The 22,048-nt window shown below is 76.4% G+C and carries 22 protein-coding genes and 1 pseudogene; 10 read left to right on the forward strand and 13 right to left on the reverse strand.

Annotated features, from left to right (window positions below; translation table 11 throughout):
- Positions 1-123: 123 nt before the first annotated feature.
- The 4 genes and pseudogenes from ACI78U_RS15630 to ACI78U_RS15645 all read right to left on the reverse strand — a co-directional run.
- The gene (locus tag ACI78U_RS15630; protein ID WP_456876253.1) at positions 124-1,422 is read right to left on the reverse strand and encodes an Nramp family divalent metal transporter; all 1,299 of its coding nucleotides are present in this window, start codon (positions 1,420-1,422) and stop codon (positions 124-126) included.
- 163 nt (positions 1,423-1,585) lie between these two features.
- Complete coding sequence (locus ACI78U_RS15635; protein WP_456876254.1) at positions 1,586-2,215, reverse strand: superoxide dismutase; 630 nt, start codon at positions 2,213-2,215, stop codon at positions 1,586-1,588.
- 77 nt (positions 2,216-2,292) lie between these two features.
- Positions 2,293-2,742, reverse strand: coding sequence for a Mut7-C RNAse domain-containing protein (locus ACI78U_RS15640; RefSeq protein WP_456876255.1), 450 nt, complete (start codon positions 2,740-2,742; stop codon positions 2,293-2,295).
- A 131-nt stretch (positions 2,743-2,873) separates the two neighbouring features.
- A pseudogene (locus ACI78U_RS15645) lies at positions 2,874-3,092 on the reverse strand (hypothetical protein); the annotation flags it as partial.
- Positions 3,093-3,115: 23 nt separating this feature from the next.
- Between ACI78U_RS15645 and ACI78U_RS15650 the strand changes: the two are divergent.
- The 3 genes from ACI78U_RS15650 (at position 3,116) to ACI78U_RS15660 (ending at position 5,089) form a co-directional block, all read left to right on the forward strand.
- Positions 3,116-3,628, forward strand: a complete 513-nt coding sequence (locus tag ACI78U_RS15650) for a VOC family protein (RefSeq protein WP_456876256.1) — start codon at positions 3,116-3,118, stop codon at positions 3,626-3,628.
- 64 nt (positions 3,629-3,692) lie between these two features.
- Positions 3,693-4,499 (forward strand): SDR family NAD(P)-dependent oxidoreductase, encoded by an 807-nt coding sequence (locus ACI78U_RS15655; RefSeq protein ID WP_456876257.1) that lies wholly within the window; start codon positions 3,693-3,695, stop codon positions 4,497-4,499.
- Positions 4,500-4,525: 26 nt separating this feature from the next.
- Positions 4,526-5,089, forward strand: a complete 564-nt coding sequence (locus tag ACI78U_RS15660; RefSeq protein WP_456876258.1) for a GNAT family N-acetyltransferase — start codon at positions 4,526-4,528, stop codon at positions 5,087-5,089.
- Here the strand turns inward: ACI78U_RS15660 and ACI78U_RS15665 are convergent.
- Positions 5,073-5,513 carry a rhodanese-like domain-containing protein gene (locus ACI78U_RS15665; RefSeq protein ID WP_456876259.1) on the reverse strand — a complete coding sequence of 147 codons (441 nt, stop codon included), beginning with the start codon at positions 5,511-5,513 and terminating at the stop codon, positions 5,073-5,075. The genes ACI78U_RS15660 and ACI78U_RS15665 overlap by 17 nt on opposite strands.
- Before the next feature lie 126 nt (positions 5,514-5,639).
- Here ACI78U_RS15665 and ACI78U_RS15670 point away from each other — a divergent pair, with 126 nt between their 5' ends.
- Both ACI78U_RS15670 and ACI78U_RS15675 read left to right on the forward strand, forming a co-directional pair.
- Positions 5,640-6,305, forward strand: coding sequence for a GntR family transcriptional regulator (locus tag ACI78U_RS15670; RefSeq protein WP_456876260.1), 666 nt, complete (start codon positions 5,640-5,642; stop codon positions 6,303-6,305).
- Complete coding sequence (locus ACI78U_RS15675) at positions 6,289-7,311, forward strand: 1-aminocyclopropane-1-carboxylate deaminase (protein WP_456876261.1); 1,023 nt, start codon at positions 6,289-6,291, stop codon at positions 7,309-7,311. The genes ACI78U_RS15670 and ACI78U_RS15675 overlap by 17 nt, the downstream gene beginning before the upstream one ends.
- Here the strand turns inward: ACI78U_RS15675 and ACI78U_RS15680 are convergent.
- Genes ACI78U_RS15680 through ACI78U_RS15700 form a run of 5 tightly spaced genes read right to left on the reverse strand, consistent with a single transcriptional unit; the run spans position 7,290 to position 9,982 of the window.
- Positions 7,290-7,607 (reverse strand): hypothetical protein, encoded by a 318-nt coding sequence (locus ACI78U_RS15680; protein ID WP_456876262.1) that lies wholly within the window; start codon positions 7,605-7,607, stop codon positions 7,290-7,292. The genes ACI78U_RS15675 and ACI78U_RS15680 overlap by 22 nt on opposite strands.
- Positions 7,604-8,002 carry a DUF1622 domain-containing protein gene (locus ACI78U_RS15685; protein ID WP_456876263.1) on the reverse strand — a complete coding sequence of 133 codons (399 nt, stop codon included), beginning with the start codon at positions 8,000-8,002 and terminating at the stop codon, positions 7,604-7,606. Before ACI78U_RS15685 ends, ACI78U_RS15680 begins: the two co-directional genes overlap by 4 nt.
- Before the next feature lie 24 nt (positions 8,003-8,026).
- Positions 8,027-8,725 carry a serine aminopeptidase domain-containing protein gene (locus tag ACI78U_RS15690; protein WP_456876264.1) on the reverse strand — a complete coding sequence of 233 codons (699 nt, stop codon included), beginning with the start codon at positions 8,723-8,725 and terminating at the stop codon, positions 8,027-8,029.
- Between the two features lie 4 nt (positions 8,726-8,729).
- The gene (locus ACI78U_RS15695; protein WP_456876265.1) at positions 8,730-8,930 is read right to left on the reverse strand and encodes a hypothetical protein; all 201 of its coding nucleotides are present in this window, start codon (positions 8,928-8,930) and stop codon (positions 8,730-8,732) included.
- A gap of 29 nt (positions 8,931-8,959) precedes the next feature.
- On the reverse strand, positions 8,960-9,982 hold the full coding sequence (locus ACI78U_RS15700) for an NADP-dependent oxidoreductase (protein WP_456876266.1): 1,023 nt from the start codon (positions 9,980-9,982) through the stop codon (positions 8,960-8,962).
- 141 nt (positions 9,983-10,123) lie between these two features.
- On the opposite strand from ACI78U_RS15700, the gene ACI78U_RS15705 reads away from it, so the two are divergent.
- Both ACI78U_RS15705 and ACI78U_RS15710 read left to right on the forward strand, forming a co-directional pair.
- Positions 10,124-11,041: a haloalkane dehalogenase gene (locus ACI78U_RS15705; protein WP_456876267.1), complete on the forward strand. Its 918-nt coding sequence runs from the start codon at positions 10,124-10,126 to the stop codon at positions 11,039-11,041.
- A complete protein-coding gene (locus ACI78U_RS15710; protein WP_456876268.1) occupies positions 11,038-12,171 on the forward strand; it encodes a class I SAM-dependent methyltransferase in 1,134 nt (377 codons plus the stop codon). The genes ACI78U_RS15705 and ACI78U_RS15710 overlap by 4 nt, the downstream gene beginning before the upstream one ends.
- Before the next feature lie 201 nt (positions 12,172-12,372).
- Here the strand turns inward: ACI78U_RS15710 and pucL are convergent, their stop codons facing one another.
- The 3 genes from pucL to uraD are packed head-to-tail and all read right to left on the reverse strand — an operon-like array spanning position 12,373 to position 14,115.
- On the reverse strand, positions 12,373-13,275 hold the full coding sequence (gene pucL / locus ACI78U_RS15715) for a factor-independent urate hydroxylase (RefSeq protein WP_456876269.1): 903 nt from the start codon (positions 13,273-13,275) through the stop codon (positions 12,373-12,375).
- Between the two features lie 25 nt (positions 13,276-13,300).
- Positions 13,301-13,618 carry a hydroxyisourate hydrolase gene (gene uraH / locus ACI78U_RS15720; RefSeq protein ID WP_456876270.1) on the reverse strand — a complete coding sequence of 106 codons (318 nt, stop codon included), beginning with the start codon at positions 13,616-13,618 and terminating at the stop codon, positions 13,301-13,303.
- A complete protein-coding gene (gene uraD, locus ACI78U_RS15725; RefSeq protein WP_456876271.1) occupies positions 13,615-14,115 on the reverse strand; it encodes a 2-oxo-4-hydroxy-4-carboxy-5-ureidoimidazoline decarboxylase in 501 nt (166 codons plus the stop codon). Before uraD ends, uraH begins: the two co-directional genes overlap by 4 nt.
- A 9-nt stretch (positions 14,116-14,124) precedes the next feature.
- Here uraD and aceB point away from each other — a divergent pair, with 9 nt between their 5' ends.
- The 3 genes from aceB to ACI78U_RS15740 are packed head-to-tail and all read left to right on the forward strand — an operon-like array spanning position 14,125 to position 22,046.
- Positions 14,125-15,732 carry a malate synthase A gene (gene aceB / locus ACI78U_RS15730; RefSeq protein WP_456876272.1) on the forward strand — a complete coding sequence of 536 codons (1,608 nt, stop codon included), beginning with the start codon at positions 14,125-14,127 and terminating at the stop codon, positions 15,730-15,732.
- A complete protein-coding gene (locus tag ACI78U_RS15735; protein WP_456876273.1) occupies positions 15,732-16,955 on the forward strand; it encodes a DUF6986 family protein in 1,224 nt (407 codons plus the stop codon). The genes aceB and ACI78U_RS15735 overlap by 1 nt, the downstream gene beginning before the upstream one ends.
- A 21-nt stretch (positions 16,956-16,976) precedes the next feature.
- Positions 16,977-22,046: a SpoIIE family protein phosphatase gene (locus ACI78U_RS15740; protein WP_456876274.1), complete on the forward strand. Its 5,070-nt coding sequence runs from the start codon at positions 16,977-16,979 to the stop codon at positions 22,044-22,046.
- Positions 22,047-22,048: the final 2 nt, after the last annotated feature.

The raw sequence follows: 22,048 nt of genomic DNA on the forward strand, positions 1-22,048 counted from the left end.
CGGTTGGAGCGGGTCCGCTGGGCAGGGTCCCTGGTGATCACGTAGAGGCCGCCGGGTGCACGCTGCGGCCACCGCAGGCCGACGGGCACCCCGGCCCCCCCGAGGCGGGAGGGCGTGGCGCGGCTAGCCGAGCACGAAGCCCAGCAGCAGGTGGGCGTTGAGGCCGATGATCAGGGCGGCCACCACCGACCCGGCCACCGTGGTCACCCGCCGGTTGACCCACCCGCCCATGAGGTCGCGGCGGCTGGTCAGCCACAGCAGCGGCACCAGCGCGAACGGGATGCCGAAGCTGAGCACGACCTGCGACCAGACCAGTGCCGTCGTCGGGTCACCGCCGAGGACGAGCACCAGCAGCGCCGGGGCGAGGGTGATCAGCCGCCGCGTCATCACGGGCACGTGCCGCTTGAGGAACCCGGCCATGACGACCTGCCCGGCGTGGGTGCCGACCGAGGAGGAGGCGAAGCCCGAGGCCAGCAGCGCCAGGGCGAAGGCGAGCGAGGCGCCGGCGCCCAGCTGCTCGCCGAGGCCGGCGTGCACGCCCTCGAGCGAGGCGGCCTGGCCCTCGTCGCCGGTGAACAGCTGCGCGGCGATGACCAGCATCGAGGCGTTGACCAGCCCGGCCAGGCCCATGGCCAGCAGCACGTCGATCCGCTGCGCGCGCAGCAGCCGGCGCCGTCCCTCGTGGGTGCGGCCGGCGGTGACGACGTCGCCGTAGCGCCCCGGCGTCAGCGCGGAGTGCACGTAGATCACGTGCGGCATCACCGTGGCGCCGAGGATGCCGGCGGCCAGCACCAGGCTGTCGGGACCGGCGAAGGAGGGCACCAGCCCGCCGGCCAGCCCGCCGACGTCGACGCCCGAACCGACCAGCGTGTAACCGAAGCCCAGGCCGATGACCAGCAGCAGCCCGGTGATCACCCGCTCGAAGGGCCGGTGCCCGCGGGACTGGGCGGCCAGCAGCGCGAAGGCGACGACGGCGGTGATGACCCCGCCGACCGGCAGCGGCACCCCGAACAGCAGGTACAGCGCGACCGCTCCGCCGACGATCTCGGCCAGGTCGGTGGCGATGGCGACCGCCTCGGCCTGCACCCACAGCCCCCAGGTGACCGGCCGGGGCAGCTGCTCGCGACAGTTGGTGGCCAGGTCGCGCCCGGTCGCGAGGCCCAGCTTGGCGGTCAGCGTCTGGATGAGCATCGCCATGAGGTTGGCCGCGACGATCACCCACAGCAGCGTGTAGCCGAACGAGGCGCCGCCGGAGAAGTTGGTGGCGAAGTTGCCGGGGTCGACGTAGGCGACGGCGGCGACGAACGCCGGGCCCAGCAGCGGCCACAGCCGGCGTCGGCCGGTCGCCGGCGGCGGTGGCGTCCTCGGGGTGCCGACCAGCGTCGTCGGCAGGACGGCGGCCTCGGTCTTCGACAGGTACACGGCGGGCCTCGCAGGGGACGGGCGGTGCGGGGTGGGGTGTGGTCGTCGGTGGTCCTGCCCGCCGGGGGTGACACGGTGGGGCCAGGGTGTGGCCCGGGCGGGCCGAGGTGAGGCTGGCCTGAGCCGGCCGGGGCCGCGGGCGGTCCCGCGGCCCCGGGGTCGCTCAGGCCGCCGGGACGATGAGCCCGGCCGTGGCGGTGCGCGCCGCGGTGAAGCGAGTGGTCACGTCGGCCCAGTTGACGACGTTCCACCACGCCGTCACGTAGTCGGCCTTCACGTTGCGGTACTGCAGGTAGAAGGCGTGCTCCCACATGTCGAGCAGCAGCAGCGGCACCAGGCCGACGGCGAGGTTGCCCTGGTGGTCGTAGAGCTGGCAGATCAGCAGCTTCTGGCCCACGGGGTCCCACGCCAGGATCGACCAGCCCGAGCCCTGCACCCCGTTGGCGACGGCGGCGAAGTGCGCCCGGAACCCCTCGAAGGAGCCGAAGTGCTCGTCGATCGCCGCGGCGAGCTCGCCGTCGGGTCGCTCGCCGCCGTCGGGGCTCAGGTTCGGCCAGAACACCGAGTGGTTGACGTGCCCGGCCAGGTTGAACGCCAGGTTCTTCTCGTGCAGGTTGGCCGTTCCCAGCCCGTCGTTCTCACGCGCCTCGGCGAGCTTCTCCAGGGCGGTGTTCGCCCCGGTCACGTAGGTCTGGTGGTGCTTGTCGTGGTGCAGTTGCATGATCTCGCCGGAGATGTGCGGCTCCAGTGCCCCGTAGTCGTAGGGCAGGTCGGGGAGCACGTACTCGGGCATGGGGTTCCCTCCGTCGGCTGGGTGGACGCCCTCGTCCTGCCCGGCCCGGCTGACACGGCGGGGCCGACCCGTGGCCCCTACGGGCCGTCGTCCCGCTGTCGGCTGCCGGTGAGGCGGCGCGCGCGGGCCACCAGCGCGTCGATCCGCCGGGCGTGCGCGCCGCGCCAGTAGACCCGCCCGCACCCCGGGCAGCGGGAGAAGTCCGTCGCGGTGCGCCGGGTGCCGGGCTCGAGCCGGGCGGCGACCTCGGCCAGCGGCACGGGCACCGGCACGCCGTTGCAGGCCGGGCAGCGGGTGAGCGGGGCCAGCGGCGGGCGGAAGCGGTCGAGGACGTCGTCGAGCTGCTCGTCCGGCGTCGCGCCGCGCACCCAGGCCCCGGCCGGCAGGGCGCGGCGCATGAGCAGGCCGCGGTCCTGGGTGAGCAGCACCCGGTCCCCGGCGACGGCGGCGGCGACCAGCTCGGCGTCGTCGGCATCGGGCGCGCGGGCCTCGGGCGACCACGCGGTGTCCAGGCCGAGCAGCCGCATCCGCCGGGCCAGCGCGCCAGGCCGACGTCGAGCAGGAACCCGCCCGGCGGCACCGGCTGGGGCCGCGGGGCGGCACGGACCACGACGGTCGCGCCGGGCGGCGGCCGCGCGGCCCGCGGGACGGCGTCGCCGTCGACGAGCAGCTCGCCGACCTCGGTGAGCGGGACGCCAGCGGCCTGGACCAGGTGGCCGGCGGTCGCGTCGGGGTCGGCGGCCAGCACCCGCCGGCCGGCCGCCCGGTCCCGCGCCGGCAGGAGCGGCCGCAGCACGTCGTCGACCTCGACGACGACGGATGCGGGCATGGGGGACCGGGTACCCGACCGGCCCCGGGCAACTACTTGAACGTTCATCCACACCGGCGCACACTGAGGTCATGCCGGTCCAGCGTCTCAACCACGCCGTCCTCTACGTCCGCGACGTCGCCCGCAGCACCGCCTTCTACCGCGACGTCCTCGGCTTCCGGGTGAAGGCCGAGATCCCCGGCCGGGCGGTGTTCCTGCAGGCCGAGGGCTCGACCAACGACCACGACCTGGGCCTGTTCGCCGCCGGCCCGGGCGCGGCCCCCTCGGAGGCCGGCCGGGGCACCGTCGGCCTCTACCACCTGGCCTGGGAGGTCGACACCCTCGCCGAGCTGGCGCGGGTCCGTGACGCGCTGACCGAGGCCGGCGCGCTGGTCGGCGCCTCCGACCACGCCACCACCAAGGCCCTGTACGCGCAGGACCCCGACGGCCTGGAGTTCGAGGTCTCCTGGCTGCTGCCGGCCGACCTCGTCACCGACGACGTCCGCGCGCAGGCCATGAGCACCCGGCGGCTGGACCTCGACGCCGAGATCGCCCGCTACGGCGCACGGACCCGCGGCGGGATCGGCGTCTCCGTCCCGGCCTGAGGCGTCGGCCCGCGGGCGACGGGGCATGCACCGGGGACCGCACCCGCGACCTCCGGGAGACCCCGTGACCGTCCCCACCGACCGCCCCCTCGCCCTCGTCACCGGAGCCTCCAGCGGCATCGGCCTGGAGCTGGCCAAGCAGTTCGCCGAGCACGGCTACGACCTGGTGGTCGCCGCCGAGGACGACGAGCTCGACGCCGCCGCCGAGACGCTGCGGGGGATGGGCGCCGCGGTCTCGCCGGTGCGCGGGGACCTCACCCGCCACGACGACCGCGAGCTGCTGGTGGCCGCCGTCCGCGGCGCCGGCCGCCCGCTGGACGCCGCGGCGATCAACGCCGGCGTGGGCGTCGGCGGCGCGTTCGTCGACACCGACCTCGACGCCGAGCTGGCCATGGTGGCGCTCAACTGCGCCTCGACGGTGCACGTCGCCAAGCGCGTCGCGCAGGACATGGCCGCCCGTGGGCAGGGTCGGATCCTGTTCACCTCGTCGGTGGCCTCGCAGGCGCCACAGCCGTTCCAGGCCGTGTACGGCGCGACGAAGGCCTTCGTCCAGCACCTGGCCCTGGCGCTGCGCGAGGAGCTCTCCGACCGCGGCGTCAGCGTCACCGCGCTGCTGCCCGGGCCCACCGAGACCGAGTTCTTCGACCGCGGCGACCTCACCGACACCCGGCTCGGCGCCTCCGACTCCAAGGACGACCCGGCCCAGGTGGCGCGCCAGGGCTACGAGGGGCTGGTGCAGGGCGAGGCGTCGGTCTTCGCCGGGTCGCTGGCCAGCAAGGCGATGGGCCGGCTGTCGGCGGTGACGCCGGGCAACGTGGCCGCGAAGCTGAACCGGAAGATGGCCGAGCCCGGGTCCGCTCCCCAGGAGTGAGCGGTGCGTCGGGCACGATGCCCGTCGTGCCCGACGCCCTCCCCGAGATCTCCGCCGGCCCGCTCCTGCTGCGCCCGTGGCGGCCCGGCGACGCCCCGGCCGTCCGGGCCGCGCTGACCGACCGGGCCACCGACACCTGGAGCAACCCGGGGCGGGTCTGCACGCTGGAGGACGCCGAGTTCTGGGTGGACCGCCGGGCCGGCCGCAGCGAGACGATGGCCGCCTGGGCCGTCGTCGACGCCGCGACGGGGGAGCTGGCCGGCTCGGTCGCCCTGCACGCCATCGACCGCGAGCAGGGCGACGCCGAGGTCGGCTACTGGACGGTGCCCGCCGCCCGGGGCCGCGGGGTGGCCGCGCGCGCCGTCGACGCCGCCGTCCGCTGGGGCTTCGCCGCCCTGCCGGTCGACCGGGTGGAGCTGGTGCACGCCGTGGAGAACCCCGCCTCCGGCCGGGTGGCCGAGAAGGCCGGGTTCACCTTCGAGGGCCGGCTGCGCCGTTCGTACCGCTACGCCGACGGCGTCAAGCGCGACGAGCTGCTGTGGGCCCGGCTCTCCGACGACGACGTCCCCGACCTCAGCACCCGCAGCTGACCGCCCGGGGCGCCGTCAGCGGGTCGACGTCGGCGCGGGTCAGGCCGACGGCGGTGGCCACCGGCAGCCCCTCGCGCGCCCAGTACTCGAAGCCGCCGAGCATCTCCCGCACCCGGTAGCCGAGCAGCGCCAGTGCCAGGGCGGCGCGGGTGGCGCCGTTGCAGCCCGGACCCCAGCAGTAGGTGACCACCGGCACCGACCGGTCCAGCTCGGCCATCGCGCGGGCGGCGATCTCGCGGCCGGGCAGGTGCCGCGCGCCGGGCACGTGGCCCTGGTCCCACGCCTCCTGGCTGCGGCTGTCGAGGAGCACGAAGCCGGGGGCGCCGGACTGCAGGGCGGCGTGGACGTCGCTGACGTCGGTCTCGACGGCGAGCCGGCGGGCGAAGTGCGCGGCGGCATCGGCGGGGTCCGTGCTCCAGTCCATGGCGGTGATCGTGCGGGCCCCGCGCGGGCCGGACGAGGCTCCCGGCTGCCAGCTGTCGCACGAGAAGTGCCTTTGTCGGGACAAAGGCACTTGACGGGAGGGCCTCTGACATCTGAGATGTCAGTCGTGGCCGCGCCGCTCGTCCCCGTCGGCCGGGTGCTCCTGCGCGACGAGGCGCTGGCCCGCATCCGGACGGCGATCGTCACCGGCGAGCTCGCGCCCGGCACCGTCGTCAAGGACGCCGACCTCGCTGCCCGGCTGGGTCTCTCGGTCGCCCCGGTGCGCGCCGCGCTGGCCCGGCTGGTCGACGAGGGGCTGGTCGAGGCCAAGCCGCAGAGCCACACCCGGGTCACGCCGCTGCGCCCCCGGCAGGTGCACGACGCCGCCGTCGTCGTTCGGGCGATGCACGAGCTGGCCGCCCGCGAGGCCACCGGCCGGGTGACCGACGACGACGTCGCGGCGATGCGCGCGGCCAACGAGCGGTTCGCCGCGGCGGTCCGCGATGGCGACGTCGACGCCGCGCTGGGCGCCGACGACGACCTGCACGCCGTCCTGCTCGCGCGCGCGGGCAACACCGCGCTGACCGCGACCGTCGAGCGCTTCACCCCCGCGGTCCGCCGGCTGGAGCGGGCGCGGTTCGCCGCGGCGCACGGGCGGGAGTCCGTCGTCCTGCACGACCGCCTGATCGCCGCCTGCGCGGCCCGGGACGTCGACGCCGCCGTCGCCACCACCACCGAGATCTGGACCGCGCTGCTGTCCGAGCTGGAGGACACCGATGTCGACCCTGGCTGACTTCCCCCGCCACCCGCTGCTGTTCGGTCCCTCGCCGGTGCACCGGCTGGACCGGCTCACCGCGTCCCTCGGCGGCGCGGAGGTCTGGGCCAAGCGGGAGGACTGCAACTCCGGCATCGCCTACGGCGGCAACAAGACCCGCAAGCTCGAGTACCTGGTCGCCGATGCGCTCGCGCAGGGCTGCGACACGCTCGTCTCCATCGGCGGCGTGCAGAGCAACCACACCCGCCAGGTGGCCGGGGTTGCCGCGGCGGTGGGCCTGTCGTGCGTGCTGGTGCAGGAGAGCTGGGTCGACTGGCCCGACGCCGTCTACGACAAGGTCGGCAACATCCTGGTCAGCCGGCTGGCCGGCGCCGACGTGCGGCTGGTCAAGGCCGGCTTCGGCATCGGGTTCAAGGAGAGCTGGGAGGCCGCGCTGGCCGAGATCGAGGCGCGCGGCGGGAAGCCCTACGCCATCCCGGCCGGGGCCAGCGACCACCCGCTCGGCGGGCACGGGTTCGCCAACTGGGCGCTGGAGGTGGCGCAGCAGGAGGCCGAGCTGGGCGTCTTCTTCGACACCGTCGTCGTCTGCTCGGTGACCGGCTCGACGCAGGCCGGGATGGTCGCCGGGTTCGCGCTGCTCGAGGAGCAGGGCGGCCGGCCGCGGCGGGTGCTCGGCGTCGACGCCTCCGCCAAGCCCGCCGAGACCCGCGACCAGGTGCTGCGCATCGCCCAGCGGACCGCGCGGGCCATCGGCGTGCGGCGCGAGCTCACCCTCGACGACGTCGAGCTCGACGAGCGCTACCACGCCGGGGTCTACGGCATCCCCGACGCGACCACGATCCGCGCGATGGAGACCGCCGCCCGCACCGAGGGGATGGTCACCGACCCGGTGTACGAGGGGAAGTCGATGGCCGCGACGATCGACCTGGTCGGCCGCCGGGAGATCGACCCGTCGTCGACCGTGCTCTACGCCCACCTGGGCGGCCAGCCGGCGCTCAACGGCTACAGCGCGCTGTTCTCCTGACCCTGGTGCCCGCCGGGCCCCGGGCCGGGGACCGGCGGGGACAGCGCCCGGCCTCCGGCCCGCAGACCCGCCCCGATCACCCGGCGCAGCGCGACGACGGCCGCCGCGGTGCCCACCGCGGTCCACGTCGGCTCGGCGGCCAGGCGGAGCAGACCGGCCGCGAGCAGCAGGTCCAGGAACACCGCCAGCGCGAGCCGCGGCTGCCGGGTGCTCACCAGGGCCACCACCCCGGCGACCAGGGCCAGCCCGCCGACGCCCAGGGCGAGCAGCCCGGGGACGGGGCCGAGCGAGGTCACACGGCCCGTCCCCGGCGCTCGGCGGACGCCGGGTCCGGTGCCGGTGCGCCGCTCTCCTCGGCCACCTGCCGCCGCTCCTCGGCGATCTCCTTCGACAGGAAGTAGTTCAGCGCCGTCCGGATCGTGGCCACGGCGGCGAGCTGGCCGAGCTCGCGGAAGCTCGGTGCCACCGCTGTCCGCAGCACGTCGCTGGCGAGCTGGAACTCCAGGCCCAGCGCGAGGAAGCGGCCGAGGGTGAGCCGGATCGGCACGAAGGCCGAGGTCCCGCCGCGGCGCAGCCCCACCCACAGGAAGCGGGCGAACGCCCACAGCGCACCGACGACGATGACCACGGCCCCGCACGCCTCGACGACGGTGACCATGACGCCGACGACCTCGGCGAGGACCTCCTCCACGTGGGCTCCCTCCCGGGCGTCGCCTCACAGCGGTACGGCGAGCCCCTCCCCGTCCGGGGCGCCCAGAGCGTCCCCCAGGCCGGCGCGCCACGGCACGAGGCCCGACCCGGCCAGGACGACGTCGCGGACCAGCCCGTGCCAGGCGCCGACACGGCGCAGCATGCCGTGACCGCCGGGCAGGGTGAACCGGGCGATCCGCACGCCGGCGCGGTGGGCGCGCTCGGCGAAGTCGGCCGAGAGCCGGGCGGGCACCCAGCGGTCGCCGCGGCCGTGCGCGAGGACGACGGTGCGCCCGCGCAGGTGGTCGACCGGCTCGCCGGGCGGCGTCCACGGCGCCAGGCCGCAGACGGCGGTCACCGACGGGTCGTCGCCGGCGCGCAGCACCGCGCGGCCGCCCATCGAGTGCCCGACCAGCACGACCGGGACGTCGCCGTGCCGCTCGCGCACCCGGTCCAGCGCCCAGCGGACGTCGGCGTGCGCGTCGGCGGCGGCGCCGTTCCACCCGGCCACCCGGTAGCGGACCAGGTAGCTCTCCACCCCGCGGCCGGCCGCGGCGGCCGACACGGCCTCCTGGATCGCCCGCATCCGCACCAGCGACAGCGCCCGCTCCCGCGGCGGCTCCACGCTGGCCACGGTGCCGCCGTGCGCGAAGACGGCGACCGCGCGGGTGGGCGCGGTCGCCGGGGTGTGGTCGAGGGCCGGGACCCGTTCGGCGGTGGTCACGCGGTCAGCGACGGCGGCCGCCGCGCAGCCGGGCGCGGGCCCGGTCGCCGAGGTCGCCGGCCTGCAGCAGTGCGCGGCTGGCCCGGGTCGGGCCGTTGCGCCGCTCGAGCGCCCGGCCGACCCGGCGCAGCAGCCCGGTGGCCAGCGGCACGAGCACGGTCAGGATCAGCCAGATGCGCAGGCGTCGGGTGAGGAGCAACCACATGCCTGCGCCCTTCCCGGTGCCGTCCCGCCTCAATCCGGGTCGGGCGCCAGGCGGACGACCATCTTCCCGGTGTTCGCGCCCTTGAGGAGGTCGAGGAAGGCGGGGACGGCGCTCTCCAGGCCCTCGTACACGGTCTCCCGGACCACCAGCTCACCCGACCGGATCCAGCCGGACACCGTCTCGGTGAACTCGCGGTGCAGGTCGGAGTGGTCGCTCACCAGCAGGCCGGTGACCGCGAGCCGCTTGGCGATCATCAGCGAGCTGAAGTTCTTCGGTCCCAGCACCGTCTCGGTGGCGTTGTAGTTCGAGATCGCGCCGCAGATCACCGCCCGGCCGTGCACGTGCAGCGCGCCCAGCGCGGCGTCGAGGTGCTCACCGCCGACGTTGTCGAAGAAGACGTCGATGCCGTCGGGCGCGGCCTGCCCGAGCAGGTCGCGCACGCGCCCGTCGTGGTAGTCGAAGGCGGCGGTGAAGCCGATCTCGCGCAGCCAGGCCACCTTGTCCGGGCTGCCGGCGCTGCCCACCACCGCCGAGGCGCCGCGCAGCCGCGCGAACTGGCCGACCGCGCTGCCCACCGCCCCGGCCGCACCGGAGACGAACACGGCGTCGCCCTCGCGGAACGCGGCCACCCGGAACAGTCCGGAGTACGCGGTCAGCCCGGGCATCCCCAGGATGCCCAGCGAGTAGGTGAGCGGGAGGTCCTCGGTGGCGGGGAGCTGCCGGACGTGCCGGGCGTCGAGGACGGCGACGTCGCGCCAGGCGGCGTCGGTGAGCACCAGCGCTCCCTCGGGGACGTCGGGGGAGCGGGACCCGACGACGACGCCGACCGCACCGCCCCGCATCACCTCGCCGACCTCCCACGGCGCGGCGTAGGAGGGCCCCAGGCGCATCCGGCCGCGCATGTAGGGGTCGACGGACATGGCGACCATGCGCACCACCACCTGCCCCTCGGCGGGGTCGGGGTGCTCGACCTCGACCAGCCGGAAGTCCTCGGGGGTGGGCTCGCCGTGGGGACGGGCGGCCAGGTGCCACTCGCGGGCGGGGATCGGCACGGTGGGCTCCCTGGGTCGTCGGAGGTCGGGTGCACCGCGATCCTGCCGTGTCCCGCACGGGGACCCGCAGGGCATAGGAAGCTCTACGCACGTATCGCGCCGCTGGACGTGCGCAGAGCTTCCTATGCCTGGAGGGGCCACATGGACGTCGTCCGCACGCCCGACGAGCGGTTCGCCGCGCTGCCCGGGTTCCCGTACCCGCCCACCTACGTCACCTTCGACGGCGGCGACGGCACGATGCTGCGGGTCGCGGTGGTCGACGTCGGGCCGGCCGACGGCGAGGTCGTGGTGCTGCTGCACGGCGAGCCGTCGTGGTCGTTCCTCTGGCGGCACGTGATCGCCGAGCTGACCGCCGCGGGGCTGCGCGTCGTCGCGCCCGACCTGGTCGGCTTCGGCCGCTCCGACAAGCCCACCGACCCGGCCGCCTACTCCTACGCCGCGCACGTCGAGTGGATGCGCCGGACGCTCTTCGAGGGCCTCGGCCTGGTCGACGTCACCCTCGTCGGGCAGGACTGGGGCGGGCTGGTCGGGCTGCGGCTGGTGGCCGAGCACCCCGACCGGTTCGCCCGGGTCGTCGTCGCCAACACCGGCCTGCCCACCGGGGACACCCCGATGAGCGAGGCGTTCCTCGCCTGGCAGCGGTTCGCCGCGACGGCGGAGGAGTTCGAGGTCGGCCGCGTCGTCGTCAACGGCACGGTCACCGACCTGCCGCCCGAGGTCGTCGCCGCCTACGACGCGCCGTTCCCCGACGAGGCGTCCAAGGCCGGCGCCCGGGTGTTCCCGAGCCTGGTGCCGACGACGCCCGACGACCCCGCGGCGCCCGCCAACCGGGCCGCCTGGGAGGTCCTCGCCCGCTGGGACCGGCCCTTCCTCACCGCGTTCTCCGACTCCGACCCGATCACCGCCGGAGCCGACCGGGTGTTCCAGCAGGTCGTGCCCGGCGCGCGGGGGATGCCGCACACCACGCTGCCCGGCGGCGGGCACTTCCTGCAGGAGGACGTCGGCCCCGAGCTCGGCCGGGTGGTGGCCGCCTTCGTCGCGGCCACGCCGCGGCGGTGACGACGGTCGGGCCCGGCGAGGTCGCAGCGGTCCTGGCCCGGCTGCGGCGCGAGCCCGACGTCGAGGCGCCCGACCTGGTCGCCGTCGACGCCACCGACCGGCTGCTGCTCGACACCGCGGGCGAGGCGCTGGCCGGGCCCGGGCGGGTGGTGGTCGTCGACGACGCGTACGGCGCGCTGACCCTCGGTGCCCTCACGGCCGGCGCCACCGACGTCCGGGTGTCCCAGGACCTGCTGGTCGCCGAGCGGGCCCTGGCCGCCAACGCCGCGCGCACCGGCCTGGCCGGCGCCTACCGGTCACTGCCGCTGACGGCGGAGCTCCTCGACGGCGCGACCCTGGTGCTGGCCAAGGCGCCCCGGGCACTCGACGCGCTGCGCGAGCTCACCGAGCTGGCCGCCGCCGCGGCCGCGCCCGGGGTCGTCGTGCTGGTCGGCGGGCGGGTCAAGCACATGACGCTCGGCATGAACGACGTGCTGCGCGCCGGGTTCTCCGACGTCTCGGCGACGCTGGCCCGGCAGAAGTCCCGCGTGCTCGTCGCCCGCGGCCCGCGTCCCGGGACCCGGCCCACCTTCCCCCGCTGCCGGCACGACGACGCCCTCGACCTCGACGTCTGCGCGCACGGCGCCGCCTTCGCCGGCACCCGCGTCGACGACGGCACCCGGCTGCTGCTCACCGCCCTCGCCGGCGCCGCCCCCGACGCGCGGACCGCGGTCGACCTCGGCTGCGGCACGGGGGTGCTGGCCGCGGTCCTCGCCCGGTCCCGGCCGGCGCTGGCCGTCACCGCCACCGACCAGTCGGCCGCCGCCGTCGCCTCGGCGCGGGCGACGCTGGAGCGGGCGGGGCTCGGCCGGGTCCGGGTCACCCGCGACGACGCCGCCGGTGACCTGCCCGACGGCAGCGCCGACCTCGTCGTCTGCAACCCGCCCTTCCACCTCGGGACCGCCGTGGTCACCGCCGCGGCCGACCGGCTCTTCGCCGCCGCGGCGCGGGTGCTGCGCCCGGGCGGGGAGCTCTGGGCGGTGTGGAACAACCGGCTGCCGCACCGGGCGGCGCTGCGGCGCCTGGTCGGCCCGACCCGGGTGGCCGCCGCCGACCGCCGGTTCACCGTCACGGTGTCGACCCGCCGCTGACCGGCGCCCCCTTCCGCTGCAGCCGGTCCACCGACCTGGCGGAAGGGCGGTGTCCCGTCGACCGTCGGGTCGTTGCCGCCGACACGCGACGACACGCCGCGGCGGGCGGCGACGACCCGCATCTCGATCCCGGCCGGGCGCGACCCGCTGCTCGTACCCCGTCGCCGGCGACGGGCTCCGCGGGTCCCCTCCGGCCGGGCGTCAGCAGAAGCCGGGCGTCCCCGACCACGCGACGTCGGCCGGCGGGACGTCGTCGCGCAGCACGGACCCCTCGATGAGGCCGTAGGGCCGGTCGTCGGCGTGGTAGACGACCGGGTCGGGGCCGGGGGTGTTGTCCAGGCCGTAGGCGGACAGGTCCTGCAGGAAGTGGTGCCGGTTGGGCATCGACATGCGCACCTCGGCCACCTCGGGGAACGCCTCGAGCACCACCTCGCCCATGCGGTACAGCGTCTGCTGCAGGGCCAGCGAGTGGGTGGCGGCGAAGGTCTCCAGCAGGGTGGTCCGGACGCCCGCGAACAGAGCGTCCCAGTCGAGCTCCGCCGACGTGTACCGCCAGCGGGCGGTCACCGCGGTGGCCAGGATCCGGTCGCGGGTCTCGGCCAGCGTCGTGTAGCGGTCACGCGGGAAACCCCAGAACTCCGAGCCGGTGGTCTTGAGGACGACGAGGTCGGTCAGGCCCGCGAGCACGTGGACGTCGTCGCCGTCCGCGGTCACCACCGCCGTCCGCACCTCCCCGCCCGGCCGCCGGAAGGCGTGGTCGTGCGGCTGCCCGCCCACGGCGATCCGCTCCCAGCCGTAGGAGTCCACCGCCACCCGCGCGCCGGTGATCCAGTCGTAGGAGCCGGCGAGGTGGCGGGCCAGCCGCAGGCCGAACGCCTCCGGCGAGCCGACGCCGTCGCGGGCGAAGGCGAACACGGTGTTCTTCTGCGCGTCGGTGGTCAGGACGTGCGCGTTGTCGCCGGTGGTGTGCGCCGCGGCGAAGTCGCCGCGCAGGGCGGTGCTGACGTTGAGGTCGACCAGCTCGTGCCGGGGGGAGCGGCGGTCGACCGCGACGACGCGGACCTCCGCCTTCCCGTACTGGTTCGGGCCCAGGACGATCGCCATGCCGCGCACTGTTGCACGTGGAACCTCAGGAGCCCCGGTAGGTCGAGTACGCGAACGGCGAGAGCAGCAGCGGCACGTGGTGGTGGGCGGCGGGCTCGGTGACGGTGAAGGTCAGCGTCACCTCCGGCCAGAACGCCGTCGCGCCGCGGACCTCGAACCAGGCGCCCGTGGCGAACACCAGCCGGTGCGGGCCGGCGACGGTCGCCTCCTCGGTCAGCCGGCAGCGGCCGTCGTCGTCGGTGATGCCCACGGCGAGCAGCTCGTCGCCCGCGTGCAGCTGGACGGCGATCCCGGCCGCCGGCCGCCCGGCGACGGCGTCGAGGACGTGCGTCGACACGCTCACGCCTCCACCAGCCCGCGCACCCGCAGCTCGGTGATCTGCGCCAGCTGCTCGACCACCTCGGCGCGCTCGGCGTCGGCGTCGTTGTCCAGGCGGCGGCGCAGCTCGGCGAGCATCTCCTCCGGGGAGCGGCCCGCCGCCCGGATCAGGTAGACGTGCCCGAAGCGCTCCTCGTAGGCGCGGTTGCCCTCGACGATCGCGGCGCGGGTGTCGTCGTCGGCCCCGCCCATCGAGCCCTGCTCCCGGCGGGAGGCCGCCGCCTCGGCCGAGGAGCCCTCCACCCGGTCGCCGATGCGGGGGTGCGTCGCCAGCGCCAGGGAGACCTCGTCCCACGGCAGCGCCCGCGCCACCTCCCCGGCCCGCCGGACCAGGGTGTCGGTGTCGGGGAACGGGCGGCCGGCGACGAGCTCGGCGGCGAAGCGCGGGGCGGCGTTGCAGCCGCGCAGCTGCTCGACGGCGGCGTCGGCGGGCTCGCTGTTGAACTCGTCGAGGCGGGACACGGTGACAGGATGGCAGCCCGGCCGGCCGAGAAGAGGGTGCAGCGGATGAGCGACGTGCGCGTGGAGGGCCCCGACGTCGAGCGGGCCGGGGAGGTGCTGACCCCCGAGGCGCTGGAGTTCGTCGCCGACCTGCAGCGCCGGTTCGGCCCGCAGCGCGACGCCCTGCTCGCCGCCCGCGCCACCCGCCGCGCCGAGATCGCCGCCGCCCGGTGGCTGGACTTCCGCCCGGACACCGCCGACGTCCGCGAGGGCGACTGGCAGGTGCCCCCGCCGCCGCCGGGCCTGGTCGACCGCCGGGTCGAGATCACCGGTCCGACCGAGCCGAAGATGGCGGTCAACGCGCTCAACTGTGGTGCCGACGTCTGGCTGGCCGACCTGGAGGACGCCAACACCCCGCACTGGCGCAACGTCGTCACCGGGCAGGTGGTGCTGCGCGACGCCGTCCGCCGGCAGCTCGCGTTCACCAGCCCCGAGGGGCGGGAGTACCGGCTGCGCGAGGACGGCGAGCTGCCCACGATCGTGCCGCGCCCGCGCGGCTGGCACCTGCCCGAGCGGCACCTGCTCGTCGACGGCGAGCCCGCGGTGGGGGCGCTGGTCGACGCCGGGCTGTACCTGTTCCACAACGCCGCCGACCAGTTGTCCCGCGGCAGCGGGCCGTACCTCTACCTCCCGAAGCTGGAGGGCCGGCTCGAGGCCGGGCTGTGGAAGCTGGTGTTCGACCACGCCGAGCAGGTGCTCGGGATCCCCGAGGGGTCGATCCGCGCCACCATGCTCATCGAGACCATCCCGGCGGCGTTCGAGATGGAGGAGATGCTGCACGCGCTGGGCAGCCACGCCACCGGCCTGAACGCCGGCCGCTGGGACTACCTGTTCAGCGTGATCAAGGTCTTCCGCGAGGCCGGCCCGGACTTCGTGCTGCCCGACCGCGCCGCGGTGACGATGACCGCGCCGATGATGCGGGCCTACACCGACCAGCTGGTCGCCGTCTGCCACCGCCGCGGCGCGATGGCCATCGGCGGCATGGCCGCGGCCATCCCGAGCCGGAAGGACCCCGAGGCCAACGAGCGGGCGCTGGCGAAGGTCCGGGAGGACAAGACCCGCGAGGCCGGTGACGGCTTCGACGGCTCCTGGGTGGCCCACCCCGACCTGGTGCCGATCTGCCGGGAGGCCTTCGACGCCGTGCTGGGCGACCGGCCCAACCAGCTCGACCGGCAGCGCCCCGAGGTGTCGGTGACCGCGGCCCGGCTGCTCGACGTCGCCGGCGTCCCGGGTGGCCGCACGATGACCGGCCTCCGGGCCAACGTCGAGATCGCGATCCGCTACCTGGCGGCGTGGCTGGGCGGCAACGGCGCGGTCGGCATCCACGGGCTGATGGAGGACGCCGCCACCGCCGAGATCAGCCGCTCGCAGGTGTGGCAGTGGGTGCACGCCGGCGTGGAGCTCGACACCGGGGAGACGGTGACGGAGGAGCTGGTGCGCCGGGTCGTGGCCGAGGAGGTCGCCGGCATCGGTGAGCTGCCCCGCCTGGACGAGGCCCGGCGGCTGTTCGAGCAGGTGGCGCTGGCCGACGACTTCCCCGACTTCCTGACCCTGCCCGCCTACCAGCTGGTGGACTAGTGCTGGACGACGCCGTCTACGCCGAGCTCGACCGCCGCCTCGCCCCCGTCGACACCGCGCGGGCGGCCGCCTACCCCGGGGAGCGGCCCGGCCGGCAGCCGGTGCACACCTGCTACGTGCCCGCCGACGCCGTCGTCCCCGGCCTGGCCGCCGGCTGGGGCGCCGCGGCGCTGGCCGCCCTCGACGAGCACGGCCTGCCCGACCTCGGGTACGACGCCGGCCTGCTCGCGGAGGTGCTGCCGCGGGTGCGGGTCAAGCTCGCCGCCGAGCCGGTCGAGGACCTGCGGGTCGACGCCGAGGACGGCTACCGCGGCCGGCCGGAGGACGAGGACGGCGACGTCGTGCGCGCGGCCGAGGCGGTGGCCGCCGACCGCGCCGCCGGCACCGCGCCGCCGTCGGTCGGGATCCGGGCGAAGTCGCTGGAGGGACCGACCCGCCGCCGCGGCGTGCGCTCCCTCGACCTCTTCCTGGGTGCCACTAGCGCTACAAAGGCCACGGTCACCCTCCCCAAGGTCACCGCCGTCGAGCAGGTGCGCGCCTTCCTGCCCGTCCTCGACGCCCTGGAGGCCGCGCACGGCGTCGCGCTCGACCTCGAGCTGCAGGTGGAGACCCCGCAGGCGGTCCTCGGCGACGACGGCGCGGTGACCCTGGCGCGGATGGTGCACGCGGCCGGCCCGCGGCTGACCGGTCTGCACCACGGCACCTACGACTACAGCGCCGCGCTGGGCATCGCGGCGGCCCACCAGTCCTCCGACCACCCGGCGCTCGACCTCGCCAAGCAGCTCATGCAGGTCGCCGTCGCCGGCACCGGCGCCCGGGCGGTCGACGGCTCCACCAACGTGCTCCCCGTCGGCTCCCGCGAGCAGGTGCACGCCGGCTGGCGGGTGCACGCCGGCCTGGTCCGCCGGGCGCTGGAGCGCGGCCTGTACCAGGGCTGGGACCTGCACCCCGCGCAGCTGGTCACCCGGTACCTGGCCACGTACGCCTTCTTCCGCGGCGCGCTGCCGGCCGCGGCCGGGCGGCTGTCGGCCTACGTCGAGCGGGCCGACGCCGGGGTGCTCGACGAGCCGGCCACCGCGCGCGCCCTCGCCGGTGTGGTGCTGCGGGGACTGGACTGCGGCGCCCTCGACGACGCCGAGGTGGCCGCGGCCACCGGACTCGACCGGGTGACCCTCGACGGCCTGGCCGGGCGGAGCGGAGCAGTGTCCCCCTCCAGCGCCTAGGCTGCCGGACGTGGTGGCGCGGTGACACGGGACGCGCTCGGCTCCCTCTTCTCCGGGGGTGGGGAGGTGGGCCGGGAGATGGCCGCCCGGGACTGGTCGGCCACGCCCGTCGGCCCGCCGGAGGAGTGGCCCGCGGCGCTGCGCAACCTGGTCCGGATCGTGCTGACGTCGCGGTTCTCCATGTGGGCCGCCTACGGCCCCGAGCTGACCGCCTTCTACAACGACGCCTACCAGCGGGACACCCTGCAGGACAAGCACCCGTGGGCGCTGGGCCGGCCGGCGCGCGAGATGTGGTCGGAGATCTGGGAGGACATCGGGCCGCGGATCGAGTCGGTCCTGACCAGCGGCGTCGCCACCTGGGACGAGGACCTGCTGCTGTTCCTCGAGCGCAGCGGGTACCCGGAGGAGACCTACCACACCTTCTCCTACAGCCCGGTCGACGACGACTCCGGCGCCACCGCGGGGATGCTCTGCGTCGTCACCGAGAACACCCGGCGGGTCCTCGCCGACCGCCGCCTGCGCGCGCTGCACGACCTCGGTGAGCTGTCCACCGCGTCCGTGGGCAGCGAGGCCGACGCCTGCCGGGCCGTCGTCGACGTCCTCGCCCGGCACCGCGCGGAGGTGCCCGTCGCCCTCGCCGTCCTGCGCACCGCCGAGGGCGCCCTCGAGCCGGCCGGGGCCGCCGGGCTGACCGACCCCGCGGTGCTCCTGGGCGGCCCCCTCCGGGAGGTCGTCGAGCGGGTGGCCGCCGGCGGCGCCGCCGAGGTGGTCGCGGGGCTGCGGGCGCGCGCCGGGGAGGCGCTCCTGCCCTCGCCGGTCGGTGACGCCCGCCCCGACCAGGCCGTCGTCCTGCCGATCAGCACCGCGGCGGCCGACGTGCCCACCGGCGTCCTCGTGCTGGGCGTCAACCCCTATCGGGCCTTCGACGCCGACTACCGGGGCTTCGCCGACCTCGTCGCCGGGCACGTGTCCACCGCCGTCAGCGACGCCCAGGCCTACCTCGCCGAGCGGCGCCGCGCCGAGGCCCTCGCCGAGCTCGACCGCGCCAAGACCGACTTCTTCAGCAACGTCAGCCACGAGTTCCGGACGCCGCTCACGCTGATCATGGGCCCGGTCGCGGAGCTGAGGTCCTCCCCGGTGGCAGAGACCGACGCCCGGGTGGCGCAGGAGCTCGAGGTGGTGGAGCGCAACGCCCTGCGGCTGCAGAAGCTGGTCAACACCCTGCTGGACTTCTCCCGGCTGCAGGCCGGCCGCATCGACGCCCGCTTCGAGCCGGTCGACCTCGCCGCGGTCACCGCCGAGCTGGCCAGCGTCTTCCGGTCGGCGGTCGAGCGGGCCGGCCTGACGCTCACCGTCGACTGCCCGCCGCTGCCCGAGCCGGTGCACGTCGACCGGGACATGTGGGAGAAGGTCGTCCTCAACCTGCTGTCCAACGCGCTGAAGTTCACCTTCACCGGCGGCATCACCGTGCGGCTGCGCGCGGACGGCGGCGCCGCGGTGCTCACCGTCACCGACACCGGCACCGGCATCCCCGCCGCGGAGCTGCCGCGGCTGTTCGAGCGGTTCACCCGCGTGTCCGGTGCCCGCGCCCGCTCCGGCGAGGGCAGCGGCATCGGCCTGGCGATGGTCCGCGAGCTGGTCGGGCTGCACGGTGGGGAGGTCGACGTCGACAGCACGCCCGACCTCGGCACCACGTTCACCGTCACCCTGCCGCTGGGCACCGCGCACCTGCCCGCCGACCGGCTCGTGCCGCCGGCGCCGGAGGCGCCGGCCCTGTCGGCCGCGGTGACCCCGTTCGTCACCGAGGCGGTGCGCTGGCTGCCCGACGACGCCGCCGAGGAGCTCCCGCCGCCCGCGTCCGGCGTCCGCGCCGGCCGGGTCCTGGTCGCCGACGACAACGCCGACATGCGCGACTACGTCAGCCGGCTGCTCGCCCCGGTGCACGAGGTGCGGGCGGTGTCCGACGGCCGCGTGGCGCTGGAGGCGGCACAGGCCGACCCGCCGGACCTCGTGGTCAGCGACGTGATGATGCCCGGCCTCGACGGCCTGCAGCTGCTCGCCGCCCTGCGCGCCGACGCCCGCACCTCCCGGGTGCCGGTGCTGCTGCTCTCGGCGCGGGCCGGCCAGGAGGCCGCCGTCGAGGGCCTGGCCGCCGGCGCCGACGACTACCTGGTCAAGCCGTTCTCCGCGCAGGAGCTGCTGGCCCGCGTCGACGCCCACCTCCAGCTCGGCCGGGCCCGCCGGGAGGCCGAGGAGCGGTTCACCACCATGGCCGACCTCGCCCCGGCGCTCATCTGGGTCGCCGACGCCGAGGGCCGGCGGGTGTTCCTCAACGCCGCCTGGACCGGTTTCACCGGCCGGCCCGTCTCCGCCGAGCGCGGCGACGGCTGGCGGGACGGGCTGCACCCGCAGGACCGGGAGCGCTACGACGCGGCCGTCGCCGAGGCGACGGCGCGCGGGGAGGGGTGGGAGGTCGAGTTCCGGCTCCGCCGGGCCGACGGCGCCTTCCACTGGCTGCTCGAGCGGGCCGTGCCGATCGGGGGCGGCGGCGGTCCGGGCGGCTGGGTCGGCAGCTGCACCGACATCAACGCCCGCTACCAGGAGACCGAGCGGCAGACCCTGCTCGCCGAGGTCGGCACGGCGCTGGACCGGGAGACCGAGATCGGCGCCCAGCTCGCCGTGCTGGCCCGGCTGGTGGTCGACCGGCGGCTGGCCGAGGTGTGCACGGTCCGCGTGGTGGGCGAGGACGGCCGGCTGCGCTACGCCGGCCGGGCGGGGGCCGACGACGGCGTCCGCCGGGCGCTCGAGGGCCTCGACGCCCACGGCGGGCTGGGCCTGACGGTGCTCACCAGCGGCGAGTCGGTGCTGCGGCCGCACCTGGCGGGGCCCGGCGACGGCGGTGTCCGGCTGGACCTGCGCTCGGCGCTGCTGGTCCCGCTGTCGGTCCGCGGCCGGGTGCGCGCGGTGCTGGCCATGGGTCGGCAGGACGACGCCCCGCCGTTCCACGAGGACGACCGCGTCCTGGCCGAGCAGATCGCCGCCCGCGCCGCCCTGGCACTGGACAACGCGATGCTGCTCGCCGACGCGCGGGCCACCGCCCGCCGGCTGGGGCTGCTGCAGCGGGTGACCGCGGAGCTCTCGGCGGCCACGACGCCCGAGGAGGTCGCCCGCGCCACCGCCGGCCACCTCGTCGCCCAGGTCGGGGACGACTGCCGGGCCGGCGTCTACGAGCTCGACGAGACCGCCCGCGGGCTGCGCCTGCTGGCCCTCACCGGCGACGACGGCGAGGCGCGCCGCCACTTCGCCGAGCTGCCGCTGTCGGCGCCGCTGGCGGTGACCCGCGCGGTCGCCGAGCGGCGGGCGCTGTGGGTCGAGCGGCTCGAGGACTGGCCCGGCCGCGACGGTGGCCTCGACGGCGGGCAGGTCGAGACGCTGACCCGGTTCGGGCTGGCCTCCACCGTGGCGCTGCCCCTGCTGGTGGCCGGCCGCGTGGTGGGCGTGGTCGGCGCCGGGTTCCCGCACCCGCGGTCCTTCGGTCCGGCCGAGCGCGGCATGCTGCTCGCGATCGTCGAGCAGAGCGCCCAGGCGCTGGACCGGGCCCGGCTCTACCGCGCCGAGCAGGACATCGCGCAGACGCTGCAGCTGAGCCTGCTGCCCCAGCGCCTGCCCCGGCTCGAGCGGCTCGCGCTGGCCGCGCAGTACCTGCCCGGCGCCGCGGGCACCTCGGCCGGCGGCGACTGGTACGACGTGGTGGAGCTCGGCGAGGGCCGGGTCGGGATCGCCGTCGGCGACGTCGTCGGCCAGGGGCCGTCGGCCGCCGCCGTCATGGGGCAGCTGCGCAGCGCGCTGTCGGCCGCGCTGCTGCAGGGCTGCCCGCCCGCGCAGGCGCTGGAGCTGCTCGACCGGTTCGCGACCCGGCTGCCCGGGGCGCTGGCCTCGACGGCGGCCTGCCTCGTCCTCGACTGGGAGGCCGGCACCGTCGAGTACGCCCGCGCCGGGCACCCGCCGCCGCTGCTGCTCGACGACACCGGCGCCACCGTCCTCGACGACGCCGGCGGCGCGGTCCTCGGCGTCCCCGGCCGGCCGCCCTACACCGAGGGGCGGGCCCGCGTCGCGCCCGGGACGACGCTGCTGCTCTACACCGACGGCCTCGTCGAGCGCCGGGGCGAGCTGCTGGACACCGGCCTGCAGCGGGTGGCCGACGCCGCCGTGCGGCTGGCCGCGGCCGCACCGGACCGGCTGACCCGCGACCTGCTCGCGGAGGTGCTCGACGAGGACGCGCTGCCCGACGACGTCGCGGTGATCGCCGTCCGGGTGACCCCGCCGCCGCTGCAGGAGCGATTTCCCGCCGACCCCGCGCGCCTGCGCGGCGTGCGCCGTGCGGTCGCGGCGTGGGCGGCCGCCGCGGGCCTGTCCGAGGACGCTGTCGACGACCTGCAGCTGGCCCTCGGCGAGGCGCTGGCCAACGCCGTCGAGCACGCCTATGCCGGCAACGGCGGGGAGGGCCGGTGCGAGTACCGCCTCGAGCGGACCGCCGACGGCAGCGTCGACGTCTGCGTCCGCGACGAGGGCGTCTGGCGCCCGGCACCGGCCGACCGGGGCCACCGTGGCCGGGGCCTGGAGCTGATCTCGGCCCTGGCCACCGAGGTGGAGGTCGCGCGCACCACCGACGACCGGGGGACCGCGGGGTCCGGGACGACGGTGCGCTTCCGGTTCGTCCCGGCCGGTCCGGGGCCCGACGACCCGCCGGTCCGCACGCGGCCCGCCGTCGTCCCAGAGGAACCCCCGCTGGTGACCGTGCACCGGGAACCCTCCGGCCTGCGGCTGGAGTTCTCCGGGGAGGTCGACCTCGACGTCGCGGCGGGGCTGCGCGCGCAGGCCCTGCAGGCGCTCGAGGACCTCCCGGACGGTGCGCGGGTGGTGCTCGACCTGCGGCCGGTGACCTACCTGGCCAGCGCGGGCGTCGGGCTGGTGCTCGAGCTGTGCGCCGCGGTGACCGCCCGGCACGGCGAGGTCGACGTCCGGACCCGCGAGCGCAGCGCACCGGCCCGGGTGCTGGCCCTGGGCGGGGTCGCCGTCGGGGCGGGCTGACC

The organism is Geodermatophilus sp. SYSU D00710 (assembly GCF_054050195.1).